The organism is Haladaptatus sp. R4 (assembly GCF_001625445.1).
In the GTDB taxonomy this organism is placed as follows: domain Archaea; phylum Halobacteriota; class Halobacteria; order Halobacteriales; family Haladaptataceae; genus Haladaptatus.
Genome location: NZ_LWHG01000029.1, coordinates 255,230 through 270,873, shown reverse-complemented (window position 1 = coordinate 270,873; position 15,644 = coordinate 255,230). Strand labels below are relative to the sequence as shown.

Here is a 15,644-nt window from a genome sequence, read left to right as displayed (position 1 = left end):
AAACACATGACACGAACCCTTTCGACCACGACGACGGTGAAAACCGACCGTTCCCACCCCGTCTCGACTCGGGTTTCGATGCCCGAGGACGACGTGAATCGACCGCACGACCGGCGGACCGCTTCCCACCGGAGGCAGCGCGATGAGTGACTTCCGACGGGTGTTCCTGAAGCGAATCGGCATCGCGGCGGTGCTCACGCTCGTCGCCGTCACGGTGATTTTCGTCGTCCTGCGAATGCTCCCGGGCAGTCCGTTCGAGTCGCTGATCACCACCGGCAATCTGAACGAGGCACAGGCTCACCGGATCATGGCGTTGTACGGCCTCGACAAGCCGCTCTGGCAGCAGTATCTGCTCTACCTTCGGAACCTGCTCACGTTCCAGTTCGGCTACTCCATCCTGCAGAGTCGGCCGGTGTGGGATATCCTCGCTCCGAAACTGGCGAACACGCTCGTCCTGCTCGTTCCGGCGCTGATAACGACGGCCGTCTTGAGTTCCCTCTTGGGAATGGTCGCCGGGTGGAACCGCGGTTCGGCGCTCGAAACGGGGAGTATCCTCACGACGACGGCGCTCCGCTCGACCCCGGTGTTCATCACCGCCATCCTCTTCATCATCCTCTTTTCCTACACGTTGGACCTCACCCCCGCGTTCGGCATGCGCGACATCACGGCGACGCCCGACGGGTTAGGCGCGACCTATCTCTCCGTCGATTTCCTTCACCACTACGTCCTCCCGTTCACCGTCGCCGTCCTCTACTACAGCGGCGATTTTCTTCTCCTGGCGCGAAACGGCGTCGTCGAGAAACAGGGGTCCGAGTTCCTCAAACTGCACCGGGCGAAGGGGTTGTCCGAGTTCGAACAACTCCTCCGCGCTGGTCGGAACTCGATGCTTCCGATACTGACCTACTTCGCGCTTCGACTCGGGATGATCTTTCAGGGACTCATCCTCCTCGAAGTCGTCTTCGGGTGGCCGGGTATCGGACGGGAACTCGTGCTCGCCATCCAGCAACAGGACTATCCGTTGGTCCAGGCGGCCGTGTTCATCATGGCGCTCGCGGTCATCGTCATGAACCTCGTCGCTGACCTCCTCTACGCCTACTTCGACCCGACTGTTTCGGCCACCGGAGGTGCCGCCTGATGAGCACCGAATCCGTCTCGTATCGCACCCGCCTCTCGAACAGAGCCAGCCAAATCCAGTCCCAACTCCTGTTCCTCGCCCGGGACCGCCTCGCGCTCGCGGGGATGATAATCCTCGGCGCGTTCGTCTTCCTGGGTCTGTTCGGACCGTATCTCGCGCCGCACGACCCGATCATCTCGGACGTGCACACGAAGAACGGCGAGATAATGCGGTTGGCGTCGCCGAACGCGGCGGCCCCGTTCGGAACCACCGAGTTCGGCAAGGACGTGCTCAGCCAGTTCCTGGCGGGCGCACGACCGACGCTCATCGTGGGTCTGATCGGCGGCGTCGGCACCGGCGCGCTCGGGTTTCTGATCGGCCTCGTCAGCGGCTACTTCGGCGGGTGGGTCGACGAACTCCTGATGCGGTTGACCGACCTCACGTTCTCGCTCCCGTTCATGCCGATGGCGTTGTTGCTGTTGACGTTCGTGACGCCCTCTATCTGGCTCATCACGGCGATCATCGTCCTCTTTCTCTGGAAGATGCCCGCCCGCGTCGTTCGGGCGGAAGTCCTCTCGGTCCGCGAGCAGACGTTCGTCCGCTCGGCGCGGGCGAGCGGTGCCGGTCACCTGCGGACGATGTTCGTCCACGTCGCGCCGAACGTCCTCCCCATCGGGTTCCTCTACGTGGCCTACGGCGTCGCGTGGGCAATCGCCTCGCAGGCGAGTCTGGCGTTCCTGGGCTTCGGCGACCCGACCTCGACGAGTTGGGGGCGGATGCTCAGGATGGTGTTCGAATCCGGCGCGATCCGAGTCGCCTGGTGGTGGGTCGTCCCACCGGCCGTCGGCATCGCCGCCGTCACGACCGCAGTGTTCCTCATCGGCCGCGCGTACGAGGAAGTCATCAACCCCGAAATTCAATCAGACAAATGACGCTCTTGGAGATAACCGACCTCGAAGTCGAGTACCGAACGCAGAAGGGATCGATCCACGCCGTCAACGGCGTCTCGTTCACCGTTGACGAAGGTGTGAACTACGGCCTCGCGGGCGAGAGCGGGTCCGGCAAGTCGACGGCGGCGGAAGCCGTCCTCGGCTTGCTTCCCGACAACGGCTCCGTCACCGGTGGCGAAGTCCTGTACAAAGGCCGGGACTTGCTTTCGCTCTCCGAACAGGAACGGCGGGACGTCCTCTGGGAGGAGATAGCCTACATCCCACAGAGCGCGATGGACGCCCTCGACCCCGTTATGACGACCGGTGCACAGATCCGGCAGGCGATTCAGAAACACCGGAACGTCTCGAAGCCGAACGCCCGCGAGAGGGTGCGAGAACTGTTCGATCTGGTCGGTCTCGACCCGAACCGAATCGACGATTACCCCCACGAGTTCAGCGGCGGGATGCGACAGCGGGTGACCATCGCCATGGCGCTTGCGCTCGAACCGGACCTCATCATCGCCGACGAGCCAACGACCGGGTTGGACGTCATCGTCCAAGACAAGATCATCGAGACGATTCTCGACATTCAAGAGCGCGTCGATAGCTCGCTGTTGCTCATCACGCACGAAATCGGCGTCATCGCCGAGACCTGCGACGAACTCTCGATACTCTACGGGGGGAAGGTGATGGAACAGGGGAGCACGGGCAACGTGCTCATCAATCCGACGAACCCGTACACGATGGGGCTGAAGAACTCCTTCCCGGAGATAGAATCCGGGACGGAGGACGCGGTGTCCATCCCTGGCTCACCGCCCGACTTGGCCACGCCGCAGACCGGATGTGCGTTCGTCGAGCGGTGCCCGTTCGCCGACGAGACCTGCGAAGCGTCCCACCCGGAGTTCGTGTACCTGCCGAATCGAAACCAACGCTCGGCCTGTCACCACGTCGAGCGCGCCGCACAGATTCGACGTGAAGCCCGCCGTCCCGAGACGTGGGGCGTCGAAACGGCCGAGGACGAGACACGGACGGAGCGGGACGTCATCCTCTCGGTTTCCGACCTGGAGAAACACTACGCACAGAGCCAACCGCTGATGGATAAATTCCGGGGGAACGAACCGCCCAAAGTCCGGGCCGTGGACGGCGTTTCGTTCTCGGTCTCACGGTCGGAGATTCTCGGCATTGCCGGTGAGAGCGGCTGCGGGAAATCGACGCTCGGCGAGACGGTCGCGCTCCTCGAAGAGCCGACCGGCGGCGAGATACTGTTCGACGGCAAGTCGGCGTCGGAGTACCAGAGCGGCGAAATGAAGCGGTTTCGCGAAAAGGCACAGATCGTCTTTCAGGACCCCTTCGACTCGCTCAATCCGCGGATGACCGTCTGGAAGCTCGTGAGCGAACCGCTCACGATCCACGACCGAAACCCGGGCGACCGCGAATCCGTGGTCCGCGAGACGCTGGAACGGGTCGGACTGACGCCCCCCTCGAAGTTCCTCGACCAGTATCCGCACGAACTCTCGGGGGGACAGCGCCAACGCGTCGCCATCGCTCGGGCGCTGGTGCTCGACCCCGACTTCCTGGTCTGTGACGAACCGGCGTCGATGCTCGACGTCTCGCTGAAAGTCAACCTGCTCAACCTCCTCCGCTCGCTCGCGGACGAGGAGGACATCGGGATCATCTACATCTCACACGACTTGGCGAGTCTCGCGCAGGTCTCGGACCAACTGGCGATCATGTATCTGGGCCGAATCGTCGAAATCGGCGACACCGAACGCGTCGTCGATGAACCGCTGCACCCCTACACGGAACGGTTGCTCTCGGCGACGCCGGAGAAGGACCCGTCCACCGACCGCGACCGGGTCACGCTCGACGGGGAACCGCCGAACCCCATCGACCTCCCGTCGGGTTGCGTCTTCGCACCACGGTGTCCGAAAGCCCGCGAGGAGTGCCGATCCACGGACCCCGACGTCGATACGACGGGAGACGACGACCACTCCGCGGCGTGTCTCTTCCCGGTCGAAGGAGAACTGATCGACCAACCCTCCTCGTCCGACTGACGTCCGGCTATCCGCTTTCCTCCTTCATCGGGATTCGATACGCACACCTGCTCGGTTACGAGCGAAACAAAAAGTCGTCTGTCGGTCGCCTTAGCAGCCGTCTTCGGAATCTTCGCCCGAGGACGAGTCCTTCGAGTCCGAGCCGTCGGAGTCGTCGGATTTTCCGGATTCGTTATCTTCGGTGTCTTCGCTTCCATCGGATCCACCGTCGTTACCCGACTGCTCGTCGTCATCCGATTGCGTGTCGTCTCCCGCCTGATTCTCGTCACCGGATTGCGTGTCGTCGGACGAATCGTCACTCGACCCATCTTCGGAATTCGATCCTATCGGGGCGGCGTCGTAGTCCGACGACGCCACCACGGTACCATCCGCATCGAGTAACGCGATGACGTCCGAACCGTCGTCGGCGATCACGTCGTGATCGTAATCGAACTCCACGAAGTTGTTATCTCCGGGATTGATCTTCTCGTCATCGACGGCACCGGTCGCCACGTAGAGGTACATACCGGGATCGATGGTGCTCCCTTCCGGGAGTTGCCGACGCTGATCGACGTCGTCGTTCCCGTATTCGAAGTCGACCCAGTACCCGGACGCGTCGTAGGTCTCGCTGCCGTCGTTGCCGAAGACGACGAACTCGTACTCGGGGTCCGAATGTTTGAAACTCACCGCCGGACCGAGCGCATCGTCGTGGCCGTCGCCCTCGTTTTGATCCTCCGATGTTCCGGCTCCCGATTGGCCCAACACCTGCGTCGTGCCGAGACCGAGCGCCGTCAGCGTTCCCACTCCTGCCAGTACCTTTCGACGATTGCTATCCATAATCCAGTCAATCGATTGCAGTATCCCGGCAAATACTTTGTGCCTGATTGGGATTTCGATAGATTATCGAAAACTAGCATCACGAATAACAACGATTTGATTCTAAAACGGTACTGAATCTGTCGTTTAATTACCTCCGGAAGCCGCTGTCCGAAGCTAAAACTCGTTTGACGCCCCGAGTGGGACGATGTGATCCGAGATCAGGATTCAGATATGATTCTTTTCTGCCAAAATTGTTCTCAATAACGCTAGTTGATTCCGATAACCGTCGTGGCCACCGGCTATGGATCATCGTGAGGAGAGCGGTTCCCACGCTCAGCGTGACTGCCCAGTGGAGACTTCACGATCAAATCCATACTCAAACGACTTTATTTTTAATTGGCCAACATTCATAAGTATCTCTGGGATACTCGCTAACGAGTAGCACTCCTTGACGACAATTCGGCGGAAAAACCGCAAGGAGACGTGAAAACTGGACGAAATCATGACTGTAATCGGCCTTCCAACCACGACGTTTGTAATGATAATCGCAACGCTCCTCGCGGGTAGTTTGGGAGCGATCCATTACGTTGTCGTCCACAAAGTGATGGGGAAACCGTTCTCGGACACCATTCGCGGGGGGACCGACTGATGGTGAATCGAACGTATCTCGCCGCGTTCGTTCTCTACCTCCTCATCGTCCTCGCTATCGGCGCGTGGGGATACCTGAAAACGAACACGAAGGACGATTTCTGGGTGTACGGCCGAAACCTCGGGAAGTGGCTCGCGACGTGGTCGCTCGTCGCGAACTTCTTCAGCGCCGTCGCCGCTATCGGCGTCATCGGCGAGTTTTCGAAGACGGGCTACGCCATCATGGTCGGCGTGAACTTCGGACTCGCACTCGGCATGAGCGGCCTCTATTTCGTCTCGCACAAGATACGGGAGTTGAACAAGGTGACCCTCTCGGACATCGTCGCGAACGTCACCGGACGACAGTACGCCCGTCCCGTCACCGGTTTTCTCCTGTTGAGTAACGCGTGGGTGTATCTCGTCATTCAACTCGTCGGCGCGAGCGTGTTGGTGACCGAAATCACCGGCGTTCCGTACGAGTACATGGTGTGGGTGATCGGTCTCGTCTTCATCGTCTACACGGTGCTCGGCGGGTTGGTGAGCGTCGCGTGGACCGACCTCCTTCAGGGAACCGTCATGGTCGCGCTGATGACGGCCGCGGTGGTGTACCTCGTCACGGATCTGGGCGTCTCACGGCGATGAACCAACAGTTCGCCGCCATCGACCCCTCCAACGTTACACCGCTCGGCGGTGGATCGTACACCCTGATCACCATCGTGAGTTCAATCGTCGCCTTCTTCGGGACCATCTTCACGGGCCAGAACGTCATCATCCGCATCAACGCGACGAAGGACATCGAAACGACGAAGTTCCACATCGCCGCCGGTGGCGTCATCATCGCGATGTTCCTCGTCGTCACGTCGCTCCTCGGTGCCGCAACCGGCGTCGCGCTCCACAACGCCGGGATAACCGTCTCGAATACGGACCGGGCGTTTCCCGTTCTCATCATGCGGGTTCTCCCCACCACGTTGGGAACCATCGTCATCCTCGGAATCATGAGCGCCATCCTCTCGACGACCGACACCCGGTTACACTCCATCGGTGTGACGCTCACGCGGGACATCTACGACTACTTCAACCCGGACACGTCCGACGCCCATCAACTGAAAATTTCGAGGGCCGCCACCATCGGATTCGGACTTCTCGCGACGGCTATCAGCGCGTCCCCGCCCGGATCGATCTTCGACCTGTACGATTTCAGGGCGGTACTGCTGACCACCGGACTCCTGGTTCCAGTGTACGTCGCGCTGTACTGGCGGGGAATCGACGGCCGAGTCATCCTCTCCTCGATGGTTCTCGGGGCGATATTCGGCATCGGCACGAAGCTAACGGGAGGCACACTACTGGGCGTGCCAGCGACCATCCTCGGCGTCGGTATCGCGGTGCTGGTACTGGTCGCCGGACAGGTCGTCATCGGTCAATCCTCCCGGACGACGCCGGTCAACTGATCTCCTCGGAACGCTCCCGGGGAGGACCTACCAACCGGTGCGGAGAGTCTCCCAATCGACGCGGTTAGCACCGGGCGCAATTCCGGTAGTAATCTTTACCCAGTAGAAGATACTACCAGCGTGTATGACGACTTCGGTGAAGATGGACGACGACACTAAATCCCGTCTCGAACGGTTACAGGCCGAAATCCGACTGAAAACCGGGCGGAAAGTGACACAGCAGACGATTTTGGCCCGGCTCGTCGAGAACGCGATCGAATCGAAAGCGGATCTCGTGGATTCGTTCCGCGAAGAACGAGTCCCTCTTTCCAGAACCGAGCGAGAGACGTTCCACGAGGGAATGGTTTCGTCCGGCACCACGACGACCGAAGAAGATATCGACGACGTACTGTACGGATGAGTGTCTTCGTCGATACCGGCGTCCTCTTTGCACATCATGATACGGACGCAGAGCGCCACGAGCAAGCAGTTGCTGCGTTCGACGAACTGCTGGATGGAACGTACGGTCAGCCGTACACGAGCGACTACGTACTGGACGAGGTGGTAACGCTAACCCGCGTTCGAACTGGGTCGTTCGAGGCCGCAAACACGGTGGCACGTCGTATCCTCGGTGAAGACTCGTTTCCGAACGTCTTGGAACTACTCCACGTCGAACCGGACGAGGTTACAGCCGCGCTGGAGACGTTTCGCCGATATGAGGATCAGAACCTCAGTTTCACGGACGCGAGCATCATTCATCTGTGCGAGTCCCGCGGTATCGATGCGGTGTTGAGCTTCGACGACGACTTCGACGGACTCATCGAGCGCGTCGTATCGAGCCGCTGAGCGGAGTTCCTTTTACCCGCCGTTGGCTGTGTTTTCATCCTTCCCTGTGCCTTCGTCCCCCCATTGTACTTCGTCTTCCCCTGTACCTTCGTCTACTCTTTCACCCATCCCCGTGGCATCGTTTCTGACCGTGTGGAATCATCCGTCGCTCTACTTTTCCTATCTGCTGCTCGAATCTCGATACTGCAAAAAAGACGACGAACGGGACGACACCGAGTTAGTGGTCCGCCTCGTGCGGATTGGGTTCGGTGCCGTACTGCTCGGCGTGATCCGTGTACTCGATGAACCGCGGCGCGTCCGGATCGAACTGCCGTTCCAACGACGAGAACGCGTTTTTCTTGTCCCAGCTCTGTAGTTTACCGATCGCTTTCCGACTGTAGAGGTCCTCGTATTCGAGGTCGGGTTCGGCCAACTCCCACGCTTTCAGTCCGGTTTCGGTCCGGACGATGACGCTCGAATATTCGTTCGGGCTGCCGACCGAACCGACGGTGAGGTCGGCACAGTAGCCGGTGAAGTCCGCACATTCGTCACAACCCTTGAGTGTGGCACCGTGGAAGTTCTTGATGGATTCCTCGACGATGAGTTCCTCGTCGTGGTCGTACACTCGAAACTCACCGTCGAGAACGTCGAGTTTGCCGATCTCCTCGGGCTGAATGTCCCGCTTTTCCTGCAGTTGGTCCCCGATGAGCCGCTCGTAGTTGAAGTTCTTCGTGCACATCAGCGCGATGGTATACTCGATCGCGCGAACGCCATCCTCGTGGGACTGGTGGTCCCACGCGAAATCCTGGAGTGCACGAATCCCTTCGATCTCACACGGCGTCCCGACGAGGGCGAGCGAGAGGTCCTCCGGGTCCTTGTCCGGAAGCTGTTCTTCCCACTGTTCCAAGTCGAGATTGCCGAGCGCCATCGTCTGGTTGTAGAAACTCCCGGCGTTCTCGATCAACTCCTCGCGGCTCGTCGCGAGGAAACTCTCGGCCTTCCACGGTTCCTCATCGGATTCCGTGGCGACGAGCGCCCCGTCGATTTCACCCGCTTCGAGGAGGTGGACGAGGACGGACGTCACGATCCCGCCGTCCTGTGCGTTCGTCCGCCAGCTATCGGAGACTTTTGCCGAGAACTCGGTGATCGGATCACCCGCACCCGACACGTTGTCGTCGCCGCCGGTGATCTTCCACTGTCGTTCGTACCGGAGGCCACCCCGAGGACAGAAGTCCCAACAGAGCGAACAGCCCGTGCACATCTTCACCAGTTCCGGCAGGCCGTCGTCGCCGATGCCGATGGAATCGGACGGACACGCCGCGACACACGTACCACACTGGATACACCGCTCCTCCTCGATGACCGCCTCGTCCAACTCCATGAACCACGTCTTCTCGTCGGGCGTGTCGATGTCGTTCATCTCGCTCCGGATGGAGTATCCCGGCGTGTCCAGTTCGACGCCCTCCGGGACGCCGGGTCTGGCCGTCGGATTCGCGTCGGAGCCCTCGACGTTCTGACTCTTGCCCACCGTGGGTTCGGTGAACTGAACCTCGCCGAGGCTCCCGTCGGAATCGACGTTACTGGGGGTGCTCCCGCCGTCCGAGCGGAGCCGTGGCGGAGACGAACCCGCTCCGTCCTCATTCACGGCACACGTACATTGGCCGTCTTCACAGCAATCGTCCGACGAACCGGCCGAACTGGACTCGCCCGGAACGCCCGGGAACCGCCGCTCAGTCATCCTGCGCCACCCCTTTCGCCACGGGCGCGTCGGCACGGCGCATGATGTCGCGGAGGCGGTCGTTGCCGACCCGGCGGTGCCACTCGTAGAAGCGTTCGCCCTCGACTCGGTCCTCGACGTACACCTCGAAGAGCCGTTCGAGCGCGGGGATGACCGCATTCGCGGGAACCGCGGTTTCGACCCAGTCGATGAACTCGTTGTCAGCACCCAACGAGCCGCCGAGGCCGACGTCCATCCCTTCGACCACCGCGTCGCCCTCCTCGTTCGTGGTCTCCTCGGAGCCTTCGACCTTCACCGTCTCGCCGCGGAAACCGATGTCCGCAATCTGCGGTTGGGCGCACGACGCCGAACAACCGCTCATGTGCATCCGAACGACGTCCAAGCCGTCCGGCGTCTGGACCCGCTCATCCAGTTCCTTGGCCCACCGTCGGACGCGCTTTTTCGTCTCGATGATGCCGTAGTTGCAGAACTCCGACCCGGTACAGCCGACTGCACCGCGCGAGAACGGGCCGGGGTCGGGTTGATAGTCGCGTGCGAACGGTTCGTCGATCAGTTCGTCGGTGCGGTCGCGGGTACGTGGGAAATCAGGAAGTTCTGATCAGTGGCGAGACGAATCGTCGCCTCGTCCGTTCCGTACTCCCGTGCGGCCCGGCGCTTCGGCGAACTCGTCCCCGCCCATGCGTCCCGCGATGACGTTGAACCCGACGTACTGCAGTCCGTCCTGTTTCTGATCGTGGACGCCGACGTGGTCGCCCGTGTAGCTCTCGCTGAGGTCGGTACCACGGGATTCGAGGGGAACGTCACACCGCTCGCGAACCGCCGCTTCGAAGTTTTCCGGTCCGAGTTGTTCGACGAGATAGCGCATCCGGCAGACGCCGCGGTTGTTCCGGTCGCCGAGTTCCTTGAACACCTGCGCGACGGCGCGGCAGAACTCCACTGCGTCCTCCGGTTGGATGAAGACGTCGAGCGGGGACCCCATTCGTGGCCCGTCGGAGAGGCCGCCGCCGACCTTCACGTGGAAGCCGTAGTACTCCTCGCCGTCGATCCGCTTCCGGGCGGGCGTCAGTCCGACGTCGTTGATCTGTGACTGGGCACAGTCCTCCTGACAGCCGGTGATGGTCATCTTGAACTTCCGCGGCAGATTCGAGTACTCCCGGTTGCCCGTAAAGAAGCCCGAAACCGCGTCGATGACGGGTTGTGCGTCGAAACACTCGTGTTCCGACAGCCCGGCGGCCGGACATCCAAGCACGTTCCGAGCACCGTCACCGCAGCCCTGGACGGTGGTGAGACCGACCTCGTCGTAGCGCCGCCAAATCTCCGGCAGGTCCTCGATCTCGATCCAGTGCATCTGAATGTCCTGCCGTGTCGTGATATCCAGATAGGCGTCTCCCCACACGGGATTCTGTTCGTCGCCTCCGTGTTCCTCGGGTGCGGTGGCGAACTCCTCGGCGACTTCGCCGATGACTTCGGCTTGCTCCGTGGTGAGGCGACCACCCGGGGCCTTCGTGCGAAGCATGAAGTAATCCTCGTGTTGTCCGTGCGCGTATAGCCCGGCCCATTTCAATCGTTCCCACTCGCCGTCTCCGGCGCGCGCTTCTATTTCGTCGAAGGACAGTCCTTCTTCGGCATACGCGTACACGTCGTCGATGACGTCGAGCGGGTGTTTCTCCTGTTTCCAGCGTTCGACTGTATTCATGTTGTGTGTTCTCCTCGGCATCCGTCCGCGTCGGATACCCAACGAGTGTGCCGCTAACTCCTAGCGCACTATGTGAACACCTCGATTGGCTTTGACCTCGGCATCGAGGCAGTATCTGTTGTGGCTCCTCGAAACCAGCTATTCTTGCATCTATCTCTCACAAAATGTGTCGGATGGGGATGGGAACGATGCGTCTCGTCGCTGTCGAATGGATTCGGCTTCGTAGGCGGCCCTTGTAAACGGGGCGCACGAATCGGGGTCTTTGTTACCGGAGTCAGGGAGTGAACAACTAAACCGCTGTCCGTCGCTAGTTCAGCGACGAATGACCGACGAAACTTCTCCGAAAACGGACGCGGACGGTTCGCCACCCAAACGAACGCGACGCACGCTCGTTCAACTCCTCGGCACGGCGGTCGCCATGGGGGCCTTTTCCGGGTCCGTTACCGGTAGTGGCACCCACGACACCGACTGCACGGACACCGGTCACGAGGAGAAACGCAGTGATCGCTTCGAGGTGACCGGTCTCTCCCTCTCCGATGACGAATTCCGCCTCGATAGGTTGCGGTTCGCACCGGTTCTCGATGGTGAGATGGAGGAGCTATTCGCCATCGACGGGTTCGTGGCGACAGTCACGAACGGGACGGTGGCCCGGACGGACGTCGATTCCATCGAAATACACCAGGACTTCCTCGACGCAATCGTGGAGATACTCGACTCCTTCGCGGAGGGAGACGTTCCCGACGGCTTCGATACTGCTCCGGCGGCGGTTCACTATTTCGATCGGATCGATACCCGGGAGTTCGAGCGTCTCCGAGCGATCTTGGAGAACGAAGGCGGTGCGGATGCGCTCGAACGCCGCCTTCGGAACGGTGTTCAAACCGATATGGACGCCGAGGGGTACGCTGGAGGATACGTACTGATTTTGGTCCTCTTCATTCTACTCGTCATCATCGGTGCAGGCTTCGGTAGTGGGACCGGCCGCGCTGCCGAAATGGATCGCTGACGGTGACTGGTAGTCGAACGTCGGTGCCGATGTGGACGCGAAATACGGACGTCTCGAACGGTACGAATCGTTCTCGCAGGAACCCCGTCTCCGTTCGCGGGAATCACTCGCGTTTCGGTTTTCGAATCTCCTTCAATCGGCGGAGTTCGGGTCGGTCCAAACCTCAACAACTGCCGTGATTCCGGAACTCGTCGTTGTCACACTTCGAACACTGGGTCGGATTCGAAATAAACGTCGTACCGCACTCCCGGCATTCGAAGACATCCCCAAATTTTGATGAATTCTCCTCCACTTGTTGGGAGGGTTCTTTCGAGCTGAATGCGTCTCGTAACTGGTGAAGGATTTCCATGGGTTGGTAGGGGATACAGGTGACTCGTATATAGTTCTTCATTCTTGAAAAGTTATAAAATAATTATCCACGCTCTCGGGAATAAATATCGATATATTGCTGTATGGATGCAGTATGTCCAACAGTTGTGCCGGGGGTTCGTCGTGGGTCGAACGACGAGGGCACCCGGAAAATGGGCCCGTGGCTTGTGGCCCGCCGGGTGCACTGAAACGGCGTCAGTGAGCGACGGTAACCCCACCGACGTGCACTCCGAGTTCCGTGAGATCACCGTTCGTCGGGAGGATTATCGTCGTCGGTTCGACGATAATCGTAATATCGCCCATCGGTGTCGGTACCGTCGCCGCACCGGTCCCGGCGACAGTTACCGTCGTATCGCCCTCGACGATCGTCACGTCACCGTCCGCACCCGCATGGGCGGGGACGACTGGCGTCACTGGCGCGTCGGTGGGACTGTCGGTAACGAGTGAACCGAGCCAGATTCCGTCGAGGAACACCGCGAAGAGGAGACTGACCACCACGGCCAGGGTGACGACGACCCCGAGAACGGTGCCGACGATTCCCCGACGGTTCGCCCGGCGAGTACGACGCCGGGCGTCCTCGTATCCTTCGTCGTAGCCACGGTCGTATTCGGTTCCTCTCCCCTGTTGTTTATCCGTCATTATTGGCTCCCCTGTGGAGACTGTCCGGTACGAACTTCGTACTCCAGTGCCGAACGGAGCACGAACGTCGGTGCGATGTTTCACGTCATCGGCGCAAGGACCTGTTCCTCCGATTCGGAGTCTCACCCCTCCACTCGGCCACCGACCGCATCGCGTCCGACGCGACGTCCCCCACTCCGTGGTTCGTCGGTATCGATCCGCGACGGACGCGTTCCCCACTCGACCGTTTCTATCGCCCGCGTGAACGAGGAGATTCGACTCCTCCTTCCTCCACTATTACATATACGCTCACAATCATAATAAAGATTTGTAGACGACGGTGGACGTTTCCGTTTTCGAAGTTCGACCCCGGCGACGTTCCCCTGTGTCCATAGATATTCGACGAGTATCGAATATCGATTGATTCGATCAAATTTGAGGAAGACATTAATTGGGGGTGTCGAACGAGAGTCGCGTGAATATGGGACAAGAGATAATGATCTCCTCCGAGACGGAAGGTCTCGACACCGAGAACCTACGAGCAGCAGTTATCGGGACCGGAGCGATCGCGCAGCGACTCCACCTCCCGGCCTATCGAAAGAGCGAACAGGTCGACTTGGTCGCCGTCTGCGACGTCGAGGAGAAGAAAGCCGCGACCGTCGCGGCGGAGTTCGGGATCGGATCGTACTACACGGACTACGTCGAAATGCTCGAATCCGGTGCCGTCGATGCCGTGAGCGTCTGTCTTCCGAACCATCTGCACAAGGAAGTCGTCTGCACCGCGCTCGAACACGACGTCCACGTTCTCTGTGAGAAACCGATCAGCACCTCCTTGACGGAAGCGGACGCGATGATCGACGCGGCGGACGCCAGCGACGCGTTCCTGATGATCGACCAAACCGAACGGTTCAATCCGGTGTACGAGAAGACCAAGGAGCTACTCGAAAAGGGCGTTATCGGCGACGTACTGTCGGTGCGAAGTCGGTTTAGCCACCCCGGGCCGGAGGGTTGGTCACCCCGTTCGACGTGGTTCACCGACGCGGCGACGTCCGGTGGCGGCGCGCTCATCGACATCGGCGTCCACAACGCCGACCTCGTCAACTATCTGTTCGGCTCGGTTTCCTCCCTCTCCGGGTACAGCGACACGCTGTCGATGGATGCGGACGTCGAGGATACGGCCGTCGCCGCGCTCCGCTTCGAAAGCGGTGCCCTGGGCACTTTCGAGACGGCGTGGCGAACGGACCCCGAATCCATCGAGATGCAAATCGTCGGCGAAGAGGGCGTCATCTACGTCGATAAAGTCGCACCATCGCTCAGGCTCGAATTGGGCAACGACTGTGGGACCGTCGACGTTCCGATTCCGGACCGATCCAAGTACGACGGTCCGGTGGAACACTTCATTCAGTCGGCGAAGGCCAACAGCGAGCCAACCGTGACGGGACGGGACGGCAAGCGTGCACTCGAAGTGGTCATGGCCATCTATCGGTCGTCGGAGTCCGAGAACCGGGTTCACTTCCCGCTCGAAACGGAGGTGGAGGAATGAAACTCGCCTGCAGTTCGTACTCCTACCACGACGAACTCGAAGACGGGATGTCCCTGGAGGAGTTCCTCGAAATCTGTAGCACGGAACTCGAAATCTCGGGGGTCGAACTGCTCGACGGTCACCTTCCGGGCGACGACGAGGAGACCATCGCGGAGGTCGGCGACCTCCTCTCCGAGTACGATCTGGAACTCGCGTGCCTGTCGGTCTTCTACAACGACTTCGCCAAGGGGACGCCAGAAGAGCGACGTGAAGACGTCGAGGTGGTCAAGACGTGGCTGGATCACGGCGACCGTCTCGGCGCGCCGGTACTCCGAGCGTTCACCGGATTTCCGGGGCTCCACGACCGCGAACACGACGACCCGCAGGTGTGGACGGACGTCTCGACGTGCCTGCAGGAGTGTATCGACTACGGTGAAACCGTGGAGACGACGCTCGCGGTCGAAAACCACAACCACGACGGTCTCATTCGAACCGCTGACGACATCTTCCGGATTCGAAGCCTCGTGAACGGCGACCTCGGTCTCGTTCTGGATTTGGCGAACTACGTCGACGGGAAACCGTCTATCGACCGGACGCTGCACTTGGCGGACCACGTCCACGCCGCCTACGACGACCTCGCGGCGGACGGCTCCGAACCCAACTACCCCTACTACGACGAATCGCTGACGGCGCTGTCCGAGCGCGGCTACGACGACTTCGTGACGCTCGAATACGAAGGCGAAGCGGACAACTTCGAGGCCGTACCGCAGGCCGTTGACTATCTTCGTAGCTGTCTGTAGCGCACGACGTCCAAATCGACGATTTTTCCCCGATCGATGTGGGTCGGTACGTCGCCGTTCGTCCCTCGGTTGGGAATGTTAGTAATCGACAATCTACTGCTCTTTTCGTTCAGTTATCACTCTC

14 protein-coding genes and 1 pseudogene are annotated in these 15,644 nt (G+C 60.5%); 11 read left to right on the top strand and 4 right to left on the bottom strand.

The features are described from left to right. Positions 1–6 precede the first annotated feature (6 nt). From A4G99_RS26130 to A4G99_RS18930, 4 genes are read left to right on the top strand one after another with little or no spacing between them, the layout of a single operon-like run. Positions 7–150 (top strand): hypothetical protein, encoded by a 144-nt coding sequence (locus A4G99_RS26130; protein ID WP_190303812.1) that lies wholly within the window; start codon positions 7–9, stop codon positions 148–150. Beyond that, a complete protein-coding gene (locus A4G99_RS18940) occupies positions 143–1,135 on the top strand; it encodes an ABC transporter permease (RefSeq protein ID WP_066147133.1) in 993 nt (330 codons plus the stop codon). The genes A4G99_RS26130 and A4G99_RS18940 overlap by 8 nt, the downstream gene beginning before the upstream one ends. Continuing rightward, entirely contained in the window at positions 1,135–2,046 is a 912-nt protein-coding gene (locus A4G99_RS18935; RefSeq protein ID WP_066147131.1) for an ABC transporter permease, read from the top strand. Before A4G99_RS18940 ends, A4G99_RS18935 begins: the two co-directional genes overlap by 1 nt. Next, entirely contained in the window at positions 2,043–4,097 is a 2,055-nt protein-coding gene (locus A4G99_RS18930; RefSeq protein ID WP_066147130.1) for an ABC transporter ATP-binding protein, read from the top strand. The genes A4G99_RS18935 and A4G99_RS18930 overlap by 4 nt, the downstream gene beginning before the upstream one ends. Positions 4,098–4,187: 90 nt before the next feature. Here A4G99_RS18930 and A4G99_RS24530 read toward each other — a convergent pair whose 3' ends face one another. Then, positions 4,188–4,913, bottom strand: coding sequence for a lamin tail domain-containing protein (locus A4G99_RS24530; RefSeq protein ID WP_082837920.1), 726 nt, complete (start codon positions 4,911–4,913; stop codon positions 4,188–4,190). Positions 4,914–5,543: 630 nt separating this feature from the next. Between A4G99_RS24530 and A4G99_RS28915 the strand changes: the two genes are divergently transcribed. The 4 genes from A4G99_RS28915 to A4G99_RS18910 all read left to right on the top strand — a co-directional run bounded on the left by A4G99_RS28915 (position 5,544) and on the right by A4G99_RS18910 (position 7,795). Beyond that, positions 5,544–6,164 carry a hypothetical protein gene (locus tag A4G99_RS28915; RefSeq protein ID WP_255359131.1) on the top strand — a complete coding sequence of 207 codons (621 nt, stop codon included), beginning with the start codon at positions 5,544–5,546 and terminating at the stop codon, positions 6,162–6,164. Next, a complete protein-coding gene (locus tag A4G99_RS28910) occupies positions 6,161–6,970 on the top strand; it encodes a hypothetical protein (RefSeq protein ID WP_255359130.1) in 810 nt (269 codons plus the stop codon). Before A4G99_RS28915 ends, A4G99_RS28910 begins: the two co-directional genes overlap by 4 nt. 124 nt (positions 6,971–7,094) lie before the next feature. After that, positions 7,095–7,370 (top strand): hypothetical protein, encoded by a 276-nt coding sequence (locus tag A4G99_RS18915; protein WP_066147128.1) that lies wholly within the window; start codon positions 7,095–7,097, stop codon positions 7,368–7,370. Next, entirely contained in the window at positions 7,367–7,795 is a 429-nt protein-coding gene (locus tag A4G99_RS18910; RefSeq protein ID WP_066147126.1) for a type II toxin-antitoxin system VapC family toxin, read from the top strand. Before A4G99_RS18915 ends, A4G99_RS18910 begins: the two co-directional genes overlap by 4 nt. A gap of 217 nt (positions 7,796–8,012) precedes the next feature. On the opposite strand, the gene A4G99_RS18905 is transcribed toward A4G99_RS18910, so the two are convergent. Both A4G99_RS18905 and A4G99_RS29940 read right to left on the bottom strand, forming a co-directional pair. After that, the gene (locus A4G99_RS18905) at positions 8,013–9,512 is read right to left on the bottom strand and encodes a Coenzyme F420 hydrogenase/dehydrogenase, beta subunit C-terminal domain (RefSeq protein ID WP_066147124.1); all 1,500 of its coding nucleotides are present in this window, start codon (positions 9,510–9,512) and stop codon (positions 8,013–8,015) included. Beyond that, positions 9,505–11,208: pseudogene (locus A4G99_RS29940) on the bottom strand (nitrite/sulfite reductase). Before A4G99_RS29940 ends, A4G99_RS18905 begins: the two are co-directional and overlap by 8 nt. A 322-nt stretch (positions 11,209–11,530) precedes the next feature. On the opposite strand from A4G99_RS29940, the gene A4G99_RS27580 reads away from it, so the two are divergent. Beyond that, the gene (locus tag A4G99_RS27580; protein ID WP_066147122.1) at positions 11,531–12,211 is read left to right on the top strand and encodes a YjcZ family sporulation protein; all 681 of its coding nucleotides are present in this window, start codon (positions 11,531–11,533) and stop codon (positions 12,209–12,211) included. Positions 12,212–12,775: 564 nt separating this feature from the next. Here the strand turns inward: A4G99_RS27580 and A4G99_RS18885 are convergent. Beyond that, positions 12,776–13,219, bottom strand: a complete 444-nt coding sequence (locus A4G99_RS18885; protein ID WP_150123162.1) for a hypothetical protein — start codon at positions 13,217–13,219, stop codon at positions 12,776–12,778. Between the two features lie 460 nt (positions 13,220–13,679). Here A4G99_RS18885 and A4G99_RS18880 point away from each other — a divergent pair, with 460 nt between their 5' ends. Both A4G99_RS18880 and A4G99_RS18875 read left to right on the top strand, forming a co-directional pair. Beyond that, positions 13,680–14,741, top strand: a complete 1,062-nt coding sequence (locus A4G99_RS18880) for a Gfo/Idh/MocA family protein (RefSeq protein ID WP_150123161.1) — start codon at positions 13,680–13,682, stop codon at positions 14,739–14,741. After that, entirely contained in the window at positions 14,738–15,520 is a 783-nt protein-coding gene (locus tag A4G99_RS18875) for a sugar phosphate isomerase/epimerase (protein WP_066147118.1), read from the top strand. Before A4G99_RS18880 ends, A4G99_RS18875 begins: the two co-directional genes overlap by 4 nt. Positions 15,521–15,644 lie beyond the last annotated feature (124 nt).

Excerpts from the sequence above, each read along its gene's own strand:
- A4G99_RS26130 (WP_190303812.1), top strand. The coding sequence starts at position 7 with ATGACACGAACCCTTTCGACCACGACGACGGTGAAAACCGACCGTTCC.
- A4G99_RS18940 (WP_066147133.1), top strand. The coding sequence starts at position 143 with ATGAGTGACTTCCGACGGGTGTTCCTGAAGCGAATCGGCATCGCGGCG.
- A4G99_RS18935 (WP_066147131.1), top strand. The coding sequence starts at position 1,135 with ATGAGCACCGAATCCGTCTCGTATCGCACCCGCCTCTCGAACAGAGCC.
- A4G99_RS18930 (WP_066147130.1), top strand. The coding sequence starts at position 2,043 with ATGACGCTCTTGGAGATAACCGACCTCGAAGTCGAGTACCGAACGCAG.
- A4G99_RS24530 (WP_082837920.1), bottom strand. The coding sequence starts at position 4,913 with ATGGATAGCAATCGTCGAAAGGTACTGGCAGGAGTGGGAACGCTGACG.
- A4G99_RS28915 (WP_255359131.1), top strand. The coding sequence starts at position 5,544 with ATGGTGAATCGAACGTATCTCGCCGCGTTCGTTCTCTACCTCCTCATC.
- A4G99_RS28910 (WP_255359130.1), top strand. The coding sequence starts at position 6,161 with ATGAACCAACAGTTCGCCGCCATCGACCCCTCCAACGTTACACCGCTC.
- A4G99_RS18915 (WP_066147128.1), top strand. The coding sequence starts at position 7,095 with ATGACGACTTCGGTGAAGATGGACGACGACACTAAATCCCGTCTCGAA.
- A4G99_RS18910 (WP_066147126.1), top strand. The coding sequence starts at position 7,367 with ATGAGTGTCTTCGTCGATACCGGCGTCCTCTTTGCACATCATGATACG.
- A4G99_RS18905 (WP_066147124.1), bottom strand. The coding sequence starts at position 9,512 with ATGACTGAGCGGCGGTTCCCGGGCGTTCCGGGCGAGTCCAGTTCGGCC.
- A4G99_RS27580 (WP_066147122.1), top strand. The coding sequence starts at position 11,531 with ATGACCGACGAAACTTCTCCGAAAACGGACGCGGACGGTTCGCCACCC.
- A4G99_RS18885 (WP_150123162.1), bottom strand. The coding sequence starts at position 13,219 with ATGACGGATAAACAACAGGGGAGAGGAACCGAATACGACCGTGGCTAC.
- A4G99_RS18880 (WP_150123161.1), top strand. The coding sequence starts at position 13,680 with ATGGGACAAGAGATAATGATCTCCTCCGAGACGGAAGGTCTCGACACC.
- A4G99_RS18875 (WP_066147118.1), top strand. The coding sequence starts at position 14,738 with ATGAAACTCGCCTGCAGTTCGTACTCCTACCACGACGAACTCGAAGAC.